This is a genomic window from Ruegeria sp. O11, assembly GCF_056535285.1.
Window position 1 is genome coordinate 44,295 of record NZ_JBQERS010000016.1, and the last position, 15,432, is coordinate 59,726.

A 15,432-nucleotide genomic window follows, 5' to 3' on the forward strand; every position below is an offset into this window, starting at 1 on the left:
GCTTGCCCGTAGTTGCACTGCGCCGGTTCGTCTCACAAACAATGGTTTTGTTCAATGCGTCAAACGGCGCGACGCTGCCAGTAAGCGACCAGAAGTGGGCCAGTTGTTGACTCGTCGCTGTCAAATCTGCGTGAACGGATCAGGAAGAACTCTGATCCCAGATCGGCGTGCAGTCTTCGCGGAAGGCGAAGCGTAAGAGGTGTTGTTCAATAATCTGTTTCCAATGCTCCAGATCACCGCGCGCGCCCGTTGTAGCGACAATCGACAGATAGTCTTGGGTCGCCGACATCTCGACAGATTTGCCATCCGAAAAGTTGATCCGGCCGTGCGTCTCGCTGAATTCAACCTCGGCCTTGTGCGACCAGTGCTTGCAGAGTTGTTGCAGATATTTGCTGCTGTTGGCCGAGGTCATCCGCCCGGATGCTGTCTGGTCAGGAAGCAGGCTCAACGCTTGTTGCGCGCTCGTGCGAATAGCACTAGCAAACCGGGTTACATCAATGTCGGTGGCTACAAAGGTTGCACCCAGATCAAGACATTGGCGTTGCATCTCGGGGTCCGTGGTCAGAATACCTGCCGCCTTGCCAGCGGCCACTGTGCGTTTTATGGCATCAAGCACGGCGGCCTTGACCTCTGGGTGTCCTGCCTGGCCGATATGGCCCATATCAGCAGCCAGATCTGCTGGTCCAATAAAGACCCCGTCAACCTCGGTCTCCAGTATTCCGTCAAGTGCCGCCATGCCGGCACGGTTTTCAACCTGAACGATCAGACATATCTGGTCATCTGCAGTGGTGAGATAGTCGTCGATTGCGGCGAACATCGACGCCCTAGCTAAAGACGAACCGACACCGCGTGACCCAATAGGCGGATACCGAACCGCCCGAACCAGTTCTTCTGCCTGATCCTTAGTTTCAACCATTGGTACAAGGAGACTTTGAATACCCGCATCCAGATATTGCTTGATCAACCATGTTTCGCCGATCGGCAAGCGGGCGAGTGGTATGCTGTCGGAGGCTTCAATCACGCGCACCTGTTCCAGTATCGAGCGCAGATCATTCGGGGCATGTTCGCCATCTACTAGCAGCCAATCAAATCCGGCGGTTGCCGAGATTTCGGCGGCGTATGGACTTGCCAAGCCAATCCAGCAGCCCATTTGGGGGCGTTTTTCTTTTAGCGCGATCTTAAAGCGGTTTGTTGGGGCAGGCATGGCGAACTCTCTTTTAAGCGAAGCGAATGTCAACGGACCCAAACGCGCCGAAATCAGCATGGATTTCGGTCCCGGAAGGGCATTCGACCGGTCGGATAAAACTACCGGACAGGATAATCTGGCCGGGCTCAATGCTTTGGCCATATGTGGCCATGCGGCGCGCCAGCCAAACAACGCTTTCGATTGGGTCGTTCAGCACACCCGCTCCCAGTCCGGTTTCTTCGATTTCACCGTTGCGGAATGTCAGAGCTCCGACCCATCGCAGATCGGCAGCATCGATCTGATGACGCACGGCACCCAACACAATGCCAGCGTTGGCCGCATTGTCACTGATGGTATCGAACACGGTTCGGGTCTTGCCGGTTTCAGGGTCTACACGCTGGATCCGCGTATCGAGAATTTCGATGGCAGGTGCGACATAGTCAGTGGCTGCAATCACATCTTCTCGGCTCACGTTTTCTCCACCCAACGGAGATTTGGTGACAAAGGCGATCTCAGCTTCGATGCGGGGCTGAATGAATCGGTCGGCAGGCACGGTTGCGCCATTGTCAAAGATCATGTCGTCAAACAGGATACCGCTGTCAGGGATATCGATGTTTAGCGCGTATTGCATCGCTTTCGAGGTTAGGCCGATCTTCCAACCAACCACTCTGCGACCCTCGGCCAACTTGGCGCGGTAGATAGCGTTTTGTACCTCATAAGCATCATCCATCCCCATCTCAGGATGACGCAAAGACAGAAGGCCGATCTGATTGCCGCTGCGTTCGGCGTCAAGCAAGTCTGCAGCGGCTTTTGCGTGCTCGGCGGGTGTCATACAATTTCGTCCTCGATGCCATTGCGCAAAGTCCCAATGCCTTCGACTTCGATTTCGACCGCGTCGCCTGGCTTGAGGTATTTAGGCGGATCAAACCGCGCACCCGCACCTGTGGGCGTGCCGGTAACGATTATATCACCAGGCTGCAGGGTCATGAAGGTCGAGATATATTCGATCTCGCGTCGGATCGGAAACATCATGCGGTTCAGCGTATCGTCCTGACGTACCTCTCCGTTGACACGGGTGACGATACGGGCGTCATCCAGCTGAGAGGCGTTGGTAAATGGCACCAACCACGGCCCGATGGACCCAGAACGATCCCAGTTCTTGCCTTGCGTGACGTTGAATTTCGCGTGCCGGACCCAATCGCGGATCGTGCCTTCGTTGCACAGTGTCAGCGCTGCAACATGGTCATAGGCCTGATCCTTGGGGATACGTCGCCCCGTTTTGCCTATGACAATTGCAACTTCGCCTTCGTAGTCCAATGTGTGGTTTTCGGGGGGACGAACGAGGTTTTGTTCATGGCCCGTAAATCCGCTGGCGAAACGTGGAAACAGCGACATGTATTTCGGTTGCGCGCTGCCATCTTTGTACTCGGCATTCCGATCAGGGAAATTTACTCCGACGCACAGGATGCGCCGCGCATTGGGCATGACCATTTCATAGGTGAACTCGGTGTGTGTCACAGATTTTCTGTTGGCAACCGCCTCTAGCTGGTCCAATGCACCTGCAGCTATAACATCATACAGAGATGGCCAGTGGGGAAAATCCGGCGAAAGGGCGATCATGCCCTCATCGGTAACAGCCCCGTAGAATAGTTCTTCATTGGCTGTGTAAGTTGCATAGCGCATTGATTTTTGTCCTCGTCAGCGGGGTCCGGTCTCATGCTGAAATTCAACTGTTAGCCGCCACACTCAGGTTCTGATTCAGCAATTCGAGGGTTCAAACGGGGAAGATGACATTGGTCTGTCCGGTGCCCGAGCTGGGGAAGTACTCAGTCACGACCTCGCACTTCTTGTCATAGGTATCCCATCCCAGTGCGCCATACAGCATCGCCGTGTCGTGCATCGAACCTTCACCACAGCAGAAAGTGGCATAGTCGCCCAGCATCTTGAGGAATGTGGTGTGGTCACCGTTCTTCCACATTTCAAGAACGTGCAAGTCCATCTGGCGGTTGAATTCCGAGCTGATGGTAAATGTGCCGTTATTGGCAGCGTAATCCTTGTTGGCCCAGATCTTGTGCGACAGGGAACCGGACGCGACCAACAGCACCTTCTCATCGCTGGCCTCGACCGCCTCGCGAATGGCTTCACCGATGATCCGACTTTCGTCGTGATCGTGAACCGTGGCCCAAGCAGCGACGGAGACGACCTTCATGTCATGCTCGCGGCTCATGAACCGCATCGGGACCAAAGTGCCATATTCCAGTTCAAGACTGTCCAGATGATGCGCAAGCGTATAGGCGCCCTTATCCGATGCGATTTTGGCAATCGCATCCCCCATTTCCGGGTTGCCCCGATACGAATAAGGCAGGTTTTGAATGAACTGAGGGAATTCGTTTGAGGTGAACAGCCCCTCGAACTTCTCGTTCGCGTTGATGTGGAACCCGGCATTGATCACCCAATGGGTGTCACAAATAACCACTGTGGTTGCACCCAGCTCTTTCGCGCGACGTGCGATTTCGCGGTGACCGTCAATGGCTGGCTGACGTTTGCCTTTTATCGGCCCTTCCTGCTCGGACATAAGCAGCGTGGGTACGTGGGTCATCTTTGCAGCAAGAACGATTTCGCCCATGATCTCCTCCTGAATTTTCAGTCTTTCGAGCGGGTTGGCCTATTATAGCTTACCCAATTGCATGATTTTGTGCTGCCCTGTGGCAAACCCGATATGCTTTTGTTCCATATAGAACTCAAAGCTCCAATCGCCGCCATCGCGACCTATGCCGGATGCCTTTACCCCGCCAAACGGTGTGGGTAGGTGTCGAACGTTCTCCGAGTTTACCCATATCATCCCAGCCTCGAGCTTGTCGGTAAAGCGTAGGGCGCGGGTCAGATCGTTGGTCCAGACATAGCCGGTCAGGCCATAGTCGGTGTCGTTCGCCATAGTCAGCGCCTCGTCCTCGGTCGAGAAGGGGATTGAGGTCAGAACGGGCCCAAATATTTCCTCGCGCGCAATCCGCATCTGGTTATTGGCGTTAGTGAACAGGGTGGGGCGGACAAAATAGCCTTCGTCGCCGACCTTTTCGCCACCTGCAGCGATTTTGGCACCGTCAGCCTTGGCGATGTCAAAGTAGCTGGTGACTTTGTTGTAGTGTTCTTCGGTTACAATCGGGCCAATCTCGGTTGCTGGGTCCAGCGGATGCCCGACCTTGATGTTGTTGACACGTTCAATCAAGCGGGCTTCGAAATCCTCTTTGATCGTATCTTGTACCAGCAAACGCGACGATGAAGTACAGCGCTCACCGTTGATCGAATAAATCATGAAGATTACCGCATCCAGCGCACGATCCAGATCGGCGTCATCAAACACGATCACCGGATTTTTTCCGCCTAGTTCAAGATGCATCCGCTTCAATGTATCTGCCCCTTGCTTGGTGATAATACTTCCGGTGCGGCTTTCCCCCACAAAAGCAATTGCTTTGATCGCAGGATGCTCAGTCAGACGTTTGCCTGCATCATGACCAAAACCGTTTACGGTGTTCAGAACACCTGGTGGAAGCCCGGCCACTTCAGCAATTTCTACCAGCAGTCTTGCGGTTAGCGGGCTATCTTCGGCCGGTTTGTGAACCACGGTACAGCCCGCAGCCAACGCAGGAGCGATCTTCCATGTGCTCAGCATGAACGGCGTGTTCCATGGCGTGATCACACCCACAGGGCCGATCGGTACGCGGGTGGTAACATTCATCAAGGTTGGTGATTTCAACTGCTGACCGTCGCGGGCCTGCACCACCTGATCAGCAAAATAGCGAAAGTTCTCGGCCCCGCGCAAAGCTGCCTTGGACATGAACCGCCATGTCTGTCCCGTGTCCCAGCATTCGCATAGGGCAATCTCTTCGGCGCGCGTCTCGATTGCGTCAGCAATGTTGATCAGAATTTTCTTTCGTTCTGTTGCGGGCATGTCCCGCCACGCTGGAAAAGCGTCCTTTGCGGCTTGGGCCGCCGCATCTACATCAGCCTCGGTGCTGCGGGCCACATCACAGATGGTGCTTTTGTCAACTGGTGTCGTGGATTGAAACACACCACCAGAGCCATCGTGGTCTTTCCCATTGATCCGGTTTCTGATTCCAGTTTCCTTGAAACGGGTTAGATAGCCAGCCAGTTTTTCGATATTGCTGTCAAGTGCGCTCATGTATCAGGTCTCCTGACGGGCCGCGCCCATATGGTCGCGGATCGTGCCGGTTTTTGGGGAAAGCTCAGGATCTATGTCACGCATTTCCAGCGACAATGCGATTGAATGGCGGGCCATGGCCGGGGCCAGATAAGTATTGGCTGCTTCAAAGATGCGCCGAGTGGCATCTTGTTTCACATCTTCACTGCGACCTGCGCGCAGGCGGATCGAGATGTCGATAAACCCGTGGGCCGGGTTTCCATCGGCGATGGCATAATGATCGACCCGCACCGCGCGAATGCGAATTCCGGGCGTAGGGAAGGTATCAATATCCGCCGCTGTCGCACGGAGGCATTCGCACAGACCGCTCATGTCCACGATATTTTCGAGGTTTCCCGAGTAGTCGACGTGAAAATGCGGCATGGTCCCTCTCTGCGATTATTTGATAAACATGTTAAGTAAAATGCTCGCTGGGGTCAAGCACTTTCCTTAACATATTAACCGTAGGGAAGGTGATATGGTCTTCCTAAGTGTGTAGGGGCAGTTCTTATGTTCTGGGACTTTACAGGTACTTAGGCGGGGCTAGTCCGGCATGAAACCAGTTTATGAAAGACACGATGGAAAAGACGGGAAGGCCCGTCGCTTTTTGAATATCCGGCGCGTAAGGGCACATATTGGTGCATTCCAACACGATGGCGCCAAGGCCAGGGTTGTCGGACTGAAGGGCAAGCGCTGCTTTGACATTGTCGGTGCGGGCTTTGTCCACATCCAATGTCAGTTTGTTATCAAGGATCGCCGAGGTAAATTCGAGGCCTCCTTCGGTTGTGCCGATTGGTGTGCCCTCGGGAACACGAGCTTTTCTTAGGTGTTCTTTGCTCAGCGTCGATGCGGATATGGTTAGTACTCCGGCGTGTTTTCCCGCTGGCAAAACGCGATTGACCATCTCAACCTGCATCAAAGAGGAGGTTGCTACAGGGACAGATACCGCTTCGGCCAGTTCTTCCTGAAACAGCGAGAGAAAGCCGCAATTGGTGGTGATCCCGTCCACCCCATCTTCGACAAGGTCTCTTGCGGCGTCGATGAACGCGTCCAGCAGCCCTTCTGCCCGTTGCCGGACCACAAGATCAGGTGAAGCGTTGCGAACAATGCGATACAACACCGGGAACGACCATGTCTGCGCATTCCCCATATCGCCGGGAACCCGCGGAAACTGGGCGTCCAGCATGAGAATCCCGACGGATGCACCATAGATAGATTTGCCGCCCTTCGCGATCATGAATGCGCCTCCTGAATGATGCGGGTCGAGATATCTTTGGAACCTTCCATGTAGATGCTGGATATCCCATGGCGCACAGCATCCTGCACCTGATCCATCCGCTTGTTGATATGGGCGCCCAAAACCCATGCAGCTTCATCGGCATCTCGGTCCATCAGTGCCTGCATGACACGTTTATGCTCGTCTTTTGATCGCTGAACCCGGTCAAGGCTCATGGAAATCCAGCGAATATAGCGAATGCGTTCGTTGATCCGTGTCAGCGTCTGCAGCAACTCTTTGTTTCCGGATAGTTTGGCTATTCCTAGATGGAATGCCTCGTCCCGGGTCACCGCTTCTTCGACCGTCAATCCGGTGATATCGATACCGGTTGCATACAGCTCATCATGGAGCGCCTGCAATTGTTCTGAAGAGGCTTTAGTACACGCCGCTCGAACTGCGGCGGTTTCGATGATTTGGCGCAACTCGAACAAGTCAAAAATGCTTTGGGCATCCAGAGGGCGGCAAAAGAAACCCTGTCCCGGGCGAAAGTCGAACAATCTCTCTGCGACCAGCCGGTTCAAAGCCTCACGCAATGGGGTCCGGCTGACGCCCAATTCTTTCGATAGTGCGACTTCGTTCAATCGATCGCCGGGACGCAGGCGGAATGAGACCGCCATCGCCTTCACCTGATCGTAGATGTCATCAACGCGTGGACCCGCCATAAGCATTTCTCCTTGATCTACAGGTGCCACACGCCGTTCTTGAAATCAATATACAAAACTGTATACAGTACTGTGTGCAGGAAGAATCGAAAGGGTATCTACCATGACGGGAACGAATTATCTGACCGGAGCCGAAGCAATGGTTCGTATGCTGGAAGCGCATGGTGTGAAGCACATGTTTGGCTTGTGTGGTGATACAACCCTGCCGTTCTATGACGCGCTGGCCCGCATGGATCATGGTATTCAGCACATTCTGACCCGGGACGAGCGTCATGCAGCCTATATGGCAGATGGTTACGCACGGGTGACTGGTAAGCCAGGTGTATGCGAAGGCCCTTCTGGGGGTGGGGCGACCTACATTCTACCCGGTGTGGTCGAGGCCAATGAAAGCTCGGTCCCTATATTGGCAATTACTTCAGATGTGGCAACGACCAGTCGGGGGAAGTATCCGCTCACCGAATTGGACCAGCCCGCGTTGTTCAAACCGCTGGCTAAGTGGAACGCATCACTGGATGATGCCACGCGACTGCCAGCCATGGTGCGTGCTGCTTTTCGAGCGATGACAACTGGAACTCCCGGGGCCACACATCTTGCTCTGCCCTTTGACACTCAGAAAGCGCCGGTCGATGAGGCCGAAATCTGGGCGGATGCCCGGCATCGCAGTTATCCAGCCGAGCGCGCAGGGCCTGATCCGGACGCGATCGAGGCGGCTGCAGAAATACTCGCGGAATCGAAATCCGCAGTGGCGGTCTGCGGGGGAGGACCTGTTTTGTCCGGAGCCACAGACGCCCTGCGCCGTGTCGCGGCGCTGTTGGATATGCCCGTTGCCACGACAGTATCCGGGCAGGGTTCCATCGCCGAAACAGATACTCTTGCCTTGGGTGTCGTCGGGTCGAATGGCGGGGTTCCAGCCACCCGTGCAGTGGTGGACGCGGCCGATGTCGTTCTTTTCATCGGCTGTCGTGCCGGATCAGTTACGACCGAACGCTGGAGAAGCCCCGCGCGAAATACCACTATCATTCATATCGACAGTGATCCGATGGCGATCGGGGCCAATTATCCGACCGAGGTTGCTATTTGTGCCGACGCCCGATTGGCGCTCGAGGCTTTGGCACAGGCGCTGGAAGAACGGAGTGATCTGCCTAAGCTTGGTGGTGCTGCCAAAGCCAGCGCCGCATGGGCGGCCAAGATGGCGGCCTTCAACTCACTCGCTGCTAGCCACAAAACACCGATCCGACCCGAAGCGGTTATGGCTTCGCTGATGGATATTTTGGATGACGATGCGATTGTGGTCGCTGATCCAGGCACGCCATGTCCTTATTTCAGTGCACATTACCGCTGGCGGAAACCCGGTCGGCATTTCATTACCAATCGGGCCCATGGGGCGCTGGGGTATTCTTTGGGTGCTGCTATGGGCGCACATATCGGGCGGCCTTCGGTCAAAACGCTCTCCGTGATGGGGGACGGCTCTTTTGGATTTACCTGTGGTGAGTTCGAAACCATGGTGCGGCACAACATGCCGATCACATCGATCGTGTTCTCGAATTCAGTCTTTGGCTGGATCAAAGCGGGACAGAACGCGGGGTTTGGCCAGCGCTACTACAACGTCGATTTCAACCGCACCGACCACGCCGCCGTCGCAAGCGCCTTCGGTGTGAAATCCTGGACAGTCAAAGACCCTGAGGATCTACCGAAAGTTCTGAAACAGGCGATTGAGCATGATGGACCCACACTGGTCGACATCCATTCGCAACAGCTTCACGAGGCCGCTGCGCCGGTTTCGGAGTGGGTAGCGTAAGAGGCAATTGAAGGGGTCAGTTGGGCCAGAAAATCCTGAGCAATCGTTGAAAGAGGGCGTCCTTTGGCGGTGATGATTGCCAGATCCAGCATCACGGCGGGTCGGAAAGGGCGGGTTTGATACCCGCTCTCGCCATCAAAAGTAACGGTAAAGGGGTCGATCATCGCAACCCCCATACCTTGCTTAACGAAGCTCAGCAGATTTTCGGACAGATGGGTGTGGATCTGAGTCCGCCAGGTGCGCCCCGCGGATTGGAAGATGTCCCTGGTCCGCCTGTGTGTTTGATGTTCAGGACCCATCACGATGAACGGTTCGTTTTCGAGTATCTCGGGTGTGAGCACATCATGGGCAGCCAATGGGCTTCCTTCTGGGAAGGTTGCCAGTGTTTCAAACTGAAAGACTTGGTAGTTTAGCGTGTCATGCAGAATGGGCATCTCGACAATGCCGATCTCAAACAAGCCAGAGATTACCCACTCTTGAATCTTCGAGGAATATTGCGATTGAAAACTTACCGATAGGTTCGGGCGGCTTTTGGCGAAGCGAGCAATCTCACGCGGCATGAAGCCGAAGGATAAAAGATGTGGTGCGGCGATCTGCAATTGGCCGGGGTGCTTGTTCTGCAGATCCGTGACGGCCTGCGCCACGTGGTCCAGGCCTCGAACAACCGTATCAACCTCGCGATACAGCAATTCAGCTTCTGGCGTAGGCAGAAGGCGCCCTTTGTTACGCTCAAATAGAGGTAGCCGCGCTTCTCGTTCGAGTTGGGCCAGAAGGTTACTGATACCCGGCTGTGAAATTCCAAGCACCGAAGCCGCGCCTGTCACAGTTCCGGTCTCCATTATTGCATGAAAGGCTTGCAGCTGACGAAAACGCAGGGACATGTTTTACAGTATCATTTTTTCTGATGATCTCTAGATAATATAGTATTTGAAATGATAGCTCGGTCAAGGCAGGCTCTCGCCATAGGCTGGGGGCGCAATGGGCAATCTGTCACAGAAAATCATAGGCTATGATCTTTGGCACCTTGAGTTGCCGGTTACCTCGCGCAGAGATCACGGTATTGGGTCCGTTGAAGGCGTCTGCGAAGTCGTTGTTCTGCGTCTCAAGTCCGAAGATGGCAACGAAGGGTTTGGTGAAGCGTCCCCTTGGTCCGTTTTCACAGGCACCCCCGAAGCCACCTACGCAGCCCTGGATCGTTATCTGCGCCCACTCGTGGTCGGAGAGGTGGTCGCTAATCGGTCAGCGATCATGGCGCGGGCGGCTTATGCGGTCGCACATTGCACCGAAGCGAAGGCCGCATTGGAGACTGCGCTGCTTGATCTTGCAGGCAGGATCAGCGGAGTTCCGGTTTGGTCCCTTCTGGGTGGGCGGTGTCGTGAGACCATCCCGCTCAGTTGCTCTATCGCGAATCCAGATTTTGTGCAGGATATTGACCTCTTGGCTCGGTTGCAGGCGGATGGTGTTCGCCTTGTGAAGCTCAAAACCGGGTTCAAGGATCACGCCTTTGATATCATGCGACTAGAGTATATCGCTCAGAATTATCCGGAGCTTTCGGTTCGAGTGGACTATAATCAGGGGCTCAGTATTGAGGACGCTCCCGCTCAGGTACGTGATGTTGCGCAATTCGCTCCGGATTTCATCGAGCAACCCGTCCGGGCCCACCATTTCGGTATGATGGGCAAGCTACGACAAATGATCGACGTACCGCTGCTGGCCGATGAGAGTGTCTTTGGCCCTGAAGATATGGAACGTGCCGCGCGCGAGGGCATTTGTGATGGGGTATCTGTGAAAATCATGAAATCCGGTGGTCTGACCCGGGGGCAGTCTGTGGCCCGTGTTGCTGCAGCACACGGTCTGACAGCCTATGGCGGCGATATGTTCGAGGCTGGACTGGCACATCTGGCAGGAACGCACATGATTGCGGCAACCCCTGAGATCACGTTGGGCTGTGAGTTCTACCAAGCTTCCTATTTCCTGAAAGAAGACATTCTGGAAAGCCCCTTCCAAGTCAGCGGCGGCGAGGTGGTCGTCCCTGACGCTCCTGGTCTCGGCAATAGGCCAGATATAGCAAAACTTGACCATTATGCAGTGGCAAAGGCGGTGGCGGCGTGAGCGAGAAGAAGACCATAGCGATCATCGGTGCCGGGATCGTCGGCGTGTCTGCTGCGGTATGGCTGCAGAGGGAAGGACATAAGGTAATCCTGATCGACAAGGCGGGACCGGGGGAGGGGACCTCCCACGGCAATGGGGGCGTGCTGGCGTCCTGCTCGATTGTGCCAGTGACTGTTCCGGGGCTTCTCAGAAAAGCGCCCAAAATGCTGCTCAGCCCGTCGCAGCCATTGTTTTTGAAATGGGGGTACCTGCCAAAGCTGGTCCCTTGGATGACCCGCTATCTGAGTCATGCGAATGCATCAGATGTGGAACGCATCGCTGCAGCTCTGACACCAATTGTTGGCGATAGCCTGAACGACCATAAAGCGCTGGCCGAGGGCACTGGCGCTGAAAAGTGGATCGTGCCATCCGACTACCTGTTCCTCTACAAAGACCGGACGCATTACAAGGAAGACGCATTTGGGTGGGACATTCGTCGTCGGAACGGTTTCATATGGGACGAGTTGGAAGGCCCAGCCTTCCACGCCTATGATCCGGTCTATAGTGAAGACATCGGTTTTGCTGCGAAGCTCTCGGACCACGGCCATATCACTGACCCGGGTCGCTATGTCAAAGATCTGGCGGCGTATGTGGAAGCAAATGGAGGCACGATCCTTCGTGCCGCGGTTGATGATGTGGTTCAGGAAAATGGAAAGGTAACCGGCGTTCGTACGGGTGGGGAAACCATCCCGTGCGACACTGCGATCGTAACCGCAGGCGTTTGGTCAGGACCTTTAGCCAAGCGTCTGGGCATTTCTGTTCCCCTTGAGAGCGAACGCGGCTATCATCTTGAATTGGTGGAGCCTTCTGCCATGCCGCGCAGTCCGGTCATGGTGGTTTCTGGCAAATTTGTTGCCACACCGATGGATGGCCGCATTCGTTTGGCTGGCATTGTGGAGTTTGGCGGACTTGATGCGCCACCCTCGCGCGCGCCGTTTGAACTGATGCGCAAGAATGCCCGGATGGCCTTTCCGGGTTTGACATGGAAGGAGGAAGTGGAATGGATGGGGCACCGCCCAGCACCAACTGACTCGATCCCAATTATTGGTGAGGCTCCGGGGATCAGCGGTGCGTATATGGGCTTTGGGCATCATCACATAGGCCTGACAGGCGGGCCGAAAACGGGGCGACTTCTGGCCCAGATGATTGCGGGCAGAACCCCGAACACAGACATGGGCGTCTACGCACCCTCGCGTTTCGCAACATAGAAATGACTGGCGAAAAACGCCGGCGTCTCAAAACTTAACAGGGAGAAACATGATGAAAAAACTGACAAGCCTTCTGGCGGCGACCGCTCTGACAGCTACCGCAGCCGCACCGGCAATGGCCGAGAAATGGGATATGCCGATGGCCTATTCGGCATCGAATTTTCATTCAGCCACGGGCGCGGAATTTGCCAAATGCGTGACCACCGGCACAGGTGGAGAGATTGAGATTGTCACGCACCCTTCTGGCTCGCTGTTCAAAGGTGCCGACATCAAGCGTGCGATCCAGACCGGGCAAGCCCCAATTGGTGAGCGTCTGCTGTCTGGTCACCAGAACGAAAACGCGCTGTTTGGCTTTGACTCGATCCCGTTCCTGGCAACGTCATTTGATGACAGCGCCAAGCTTTGGGACGCTGCTAAACCTTCGATTGAAAAGCTGCTGGCCGAGCAGAACCTGACCCTGCTTTATGCCGTGCCATGGCCACCGCAAGGTCTGTACTTCAAGAACGAAGTGAACTCGGTTGCGGATATGGAAGGGATCAAGTTCCGGTCTTACAACAATGCCACTTCGCGGCTGGCCGAGTTGACCGGGATGCTGCCCGTCACCATCGAGGCGGCTGAGATCAGCCAGGCCTTTGCCACCGGTGTGGCGGATTCCATGGTGTCGTCCGGCTCAACTGGATATGACCGCAAGGTCTGGGAAAGCCTGAACTACTTCTATGAGGTGGATGCCTGGCTGCCGCGCAACTATGTGATGGTCAACTCAGAGGTGTGGTCTGGTGTTTCGGACGCCAATAAGAATGTGATCAAAGGCTGTGCGGAACTGGCCGAGTATGCCGGTAACTGGCGCGCCAAGGAATATACCGGCTTTACGCTTCAGGGTCTGCGCGATGGCGGTATGACCGTTGGTCCTGCGTCCGAGCAGATGACGAATGAGCTGAAAGAAATCGGCGTCACCATGACGAACGAGTGGCTTGAGGCCGCTGGTGACGAAGGCAAAGCCATCGTCGACGCGTTCAACTCTCAGTAACCACTCCAATGCGGGCGGCGGTCCAACCTGCCGCCTGCTCCCAATCTACAAAACACAGCGGGGACAGCATGGCGGCAATGCGAGGGCTCAGGTCCGTACTGGATTTCATCTATCTGGCAGCAGGGGTTCTGGCGGCGCTCAGCCTGATTGCCATTCTGGTGTTGATTGTGGTGCAAATGCTGGCCCGTTGGACCGGCGAAGTTTTTCCCGGCGCTCCGGATTATGCAGGATACGCGATGGCTGCTGCGTCGTTTCTGGCCTTCGCCAACGCCCTAAACCGAGGCAGCCATATTCGGGTTTCCATCCTTTTGAATGCGGTTCCCGATGGCTTTCGCAGAATTCTCGAAATCTGGTGCTTTGCCATCGGTTCTGCCGTCATGTGGTATTTCTGCTGGTACGCCTATCGATTTGTGTACTGGAGTTGGAAGTTCAACGACATAAGCCAGGGGCAGGACAAAACCGCCCTTTGGATACCTCAATCAACCATGCTGATCGGAGCCGTCATTCTCGCCATCGCGCTCACCGATCACTTGTTCCACGTCCTGTTCAAGGGTGATCACCGCATCACCCGTGATCTGGCCGATCAGAGCCACGGAGAGTAAGAGCATGGAGAATATATCCGTCATTATCCTCTTCCTCTTTGTCCTCTTCACCTTGCTGGGCACCGGTGTCTGGGTCGGTCTGGCCCTTATGGGCGTCGCATGGGTCGGGATGGAACTATTCACATCACGCCCTGTGGGCGATGTGATGATCACGACTATCTGGTCAGCGTCGTCATCCTGGACGCTGACCGCCTTGCCGATGTTCATCTGGATGGGCGAAATCCTCTACCGCACGCGATTATCTGAAGACATGTTCAAAGGGCTCTCACCGTGGATGGCACCTTTGCCTGGCGGGTTAGTGCATACGAATATCGTAGGCTGTACTGTGTTTGCTGCGGTCTCGGGGTCTTCTGCGGCCACGCTGACTACGGTTGGCAAGATGTCGATCCCGGAACTGCGAAAGCGCAACTACCCCGAACGCATGGTCATCGGCACACTAACCGGAGCGGCAACACTCGGGCTAATGATCCCACCGTCGCTGACGTTGATCGTCTATGGGGTGACAATCAATGAATCGATTACCAAGCTGTTCTTTGCGGGTATTCTGCCTGGCCTTGTGCTGGCTGCGATGTTTATGGGCTACGTCGCCATCTATTCCAAAGTTGGCAAAGACTGGAACCCCAACGACGAGGGCAAGTTGACCTTTTCCGAAAAGGTCAAGAACTCTCGTTTCCTATTACCGGTGATCTTGCTGATTATGGTGGTAATCGGGTCTATGTATCTGGGATATGCCACCGCGACCGAGGCGGCCGCATTTGGCGTGATCGGAGGTCTGTTGTTGGCCGCGGGGCAGGGGTCGCTGAATTGGAAGACCTTCACTGAAAGCCTGATGGGCGCGACCCGCACCAGCGCAATGATTGCCCTGATCCTTGCGGGCGCTGCATTCCTGTCTCTGTCGATGGGCTTTACCGGCCTACCGCGTGGGCTGGCGGACCTAATCGCGGGGTGGGAGTTGACACGGTTCGAACTGCTGATGGTCCTGCTGGTTTTCTATGTCATTTTGGGTTGTTTTCTCGATGGGATTTCTTCGGTCGTGCTGACCATGGCCGTTGTCGAACCGATGATCCGTGACGCCGGGATTGATCTCATCTGGTTCGGGATTTTCATCGTGGTCGTCGTCGAGATGGCGCAGATCACACCGCCCATCGGGTTCAACCTGTTTGTGATGCAAGGGATGACCAACCACGAGATGAGCTATATCGCGCGTGCTGCTATCCCTATGTTCCTGATCATGGTGCTCATGGTTTTTGTTCTGATCTGGTTCCCTGAACTGGCCACCTGGTTGCCTGAAAACCTGCGCCAAAGTCCGGGCGGGTAGAACGCC

Annotated in this window: 15 protein-coding genes; 6 read left to right on the top strand and 9 right to left on the bottom strand. The window is 55.2% G+C overall.

Translation table 11 applies throughout. The features are described from left to right. Positions 1–139 precede the first annotated feature (139 nt). From ACRZ91_RS19820 to ACRZ91_RS19855, 8 genes are all read right to left on the bottom strand, one after another. Complete coding sequence (locus ACRZ91_RS19820) at positions 140–1,204, bottom strand: aldolase/citrate lyase family protein (RefSeq protein WP_480908046.1); 1,065 nt, start codon at positions 1,202–1,204, stop codon at positions 140–142. Positions 1,205–1,217: 13 nt separating this feature from the next. After that, positions 1,218–2,018 (bottom strand): 2-oxo-hept-4-ene-1,7-dioate hydratase, encoded by an 801-nt coding sequence (gene hpaH, locus ACRZ91_RS19825; protein WP_480908047.1) that lies wholly within the window; start codon positions 2,016–2,018, stop codon positions 1,218–1,220. After that, positions 2,015–2,869 (bottom strand): fumarylacetoacetate hydrolase family protein, encoded by an 855-nt coding sequence (locus ACRZ91_RS19830; protein ID WP_480908049.1) that lies wholly within the window; start codon positions 2,867–2,869, stop codon positions 2,015–2,017. The genes hpaH and ACRZ91_RS19830 overlap by 4 nt, the downstream gene beginning before the upstream one ends. Before the next feature lie 91 nt (positions 2,870–2,960). Further along, entirely contained in the window at positions 2,961–3,812 is an 852-nt protein-coding gene (hpaD, locus tag ACRZ91_RS19835; protein ID WP_480908051.1) for a 3,4-dihydroxyphenylacetate 2,3-dioxygenase, read from the bottom strand. 42 nt (positions 3,813–3,854) lie between these two features. Further along, the gene (gene hpaE / locus ACRZ91_RS19840) at positions 3,855–5,366 is read right to left on the bottom strand and encodes a 5-carboxymethyl-2-hydroxymuconate semialdehyde dehydrogenase (RefSeq protein ID WP_480908053.1); all 1,512 of its coding nucleotides are present in this window, start codon (positions 5,364–5,366) and stop codon (positions 3,855–3,857) included. A 3-nt stretch (positions 5,367–5,369) separates the two neighbouring features. Next, positions 5,370–5,768 (bottom strand): 5-carboxymethyl-2-hydroxymuconate isomerase, encoded by a 399-nt coding sequence (locus ACRZ91_RS19845; protein WP_170475290.1) that lies wholly within the window; start codon positions 5,766–5,768, stop codon positions 5,370–5,372. A gap of 139 nt (positions 5,769–5,907) precedes the next feature. After that, complete coding sequence (locus ACRZ91_RS19850; RefSeq protein ID WP_480908055.1) at positions 5,908–6,621, bottom strand: aspartate/glutamate racemase family protein; 714 nt, start codon at positions 6,619–6,621, stop codon at positions 5,908–5,910. Then, positions 6,618–7,322 (bottom strand): GntR family transcriptional regulator, encoded by a 705-nt coding sequence (locus ACRZ91_RS19855; protein ID WP_480908056.1) that lies wholly within the window; start codon positions 7,320–7,322, stop codon positions 6,618–6,620. The genes ACRZ91_RS19850 and ACRZ91_RS19855 overlap by 4 nt, the downstream gene beginning before the upstream one ends. 103 nt (positions 7,323–7,425) lie before the next feature. Here ACRZ91_RS19855 and ACRZ91_RS19860 point away from each other — a divergent pair, with 103 nt between their 5' ends. Next, entirely contained in the window at positions 7,426–9,120 is a 1,695-nt protein-coding gene (locus ACRZ91_RS19860; RefSeq protein ID WP_480908058.1) for a thiamine pyrophosphate-binding protein, read from the top strand. On the opposite strand, the gene ACRZ91_RS19865 is transcribed toward ACRZ91_RS19860, so the two are convergent. Continuing rightward, the gene (locus tag ACRZ91_RS19865; RefSeq protein ID WP_480908060.1) at positions 9,081–10,001 is read right to left on the bottom strand and encodes a LysR family transcriptional regulator; all 921 of its coding nucleotides are present in this window, start codon (positions 9,999–10,001) and stop codon (positions 9,081–9,083) included. The genes ACRZ91_RS19860 and ACRZ91_RS19865 overlap by 40 nt on opposite strands. Positions 10,002–10,098: 97 nt before the next feature. On the opposite strand from ACRZ91_RS19865, the gene ACRZ91_RS19870 reads away from it, so the two are divergent. The 5 genes from ACRZ91_RS19870 (at position 10,099) to ACRZ91_RS19890 (ending at position 15,426) form a co-directional block, all read left to right on the top strand. Continuing rightward, positions 10,099–11,232 (top strand): enolase C-terminal domain-like protein, encoded by a 1,134-nt coding sequence (locus tag ACRZ91_RS19870; protein ID WP_480908061.1) that lies wholly within the window; start codon positions 10,099–10,101, stop codon positions 11,230–11,232. Continuing rightward, positions 11,229–12,479 (top strand): NAD(P)/FAD-dependent oxidoreductase, encoded by a 1,251-nt coding sequence (locus ACRZ91_RS19875; protein ID WP_480908063.1) that lies wholly within the window; start codon positions 11,229–11,231, stop codon positions 12,477–12,479. The genes ACRZ91_RS19870 and ACRZ91_RS19875 overlap by 4 nt, the downstream gene beginning before the upstream one ends. Before the next feature lie 52 nt (positions 12,480–12,531). Beyond that, on the top strand, positions 12,532–13,506 hold the full coding sequence (locus ACRZ91_RS19880; RefSeq protein WP_170475275.1) for a TRAP transporter substrate-binding protein: 975 nt from the start codon (positions 12,532–12,534) through the stop codon (positions 13,504–13,506). A 68-nt stretch (positions 13,507–13,574) separates the two neighbouring features. After that, complete coding sequence (locus tag ACRZ91_RS19885) at positions 13,575–14,108, top strand: TRAP transporter small permease (protein WP_170406962.1); 534 nt, start codon at positions 13,575–13,577, stop codon at positions 14,106–14,108. Positions 14,109–14,112: 4 nt separating this feature from the next. Continuing rightward, a complete protein-coding gene (locus ACRZ91_RS19890) occupies positions 14,113–15,426 on the top strand; it encodes a TRAP transporter large permease (protein ID WP_480908065.1) in 1,314 nt (437 codons plus the stop codon). The last annotated feature ends 6 nt before the right edge of the window (positions 15,427–15,432 follow it).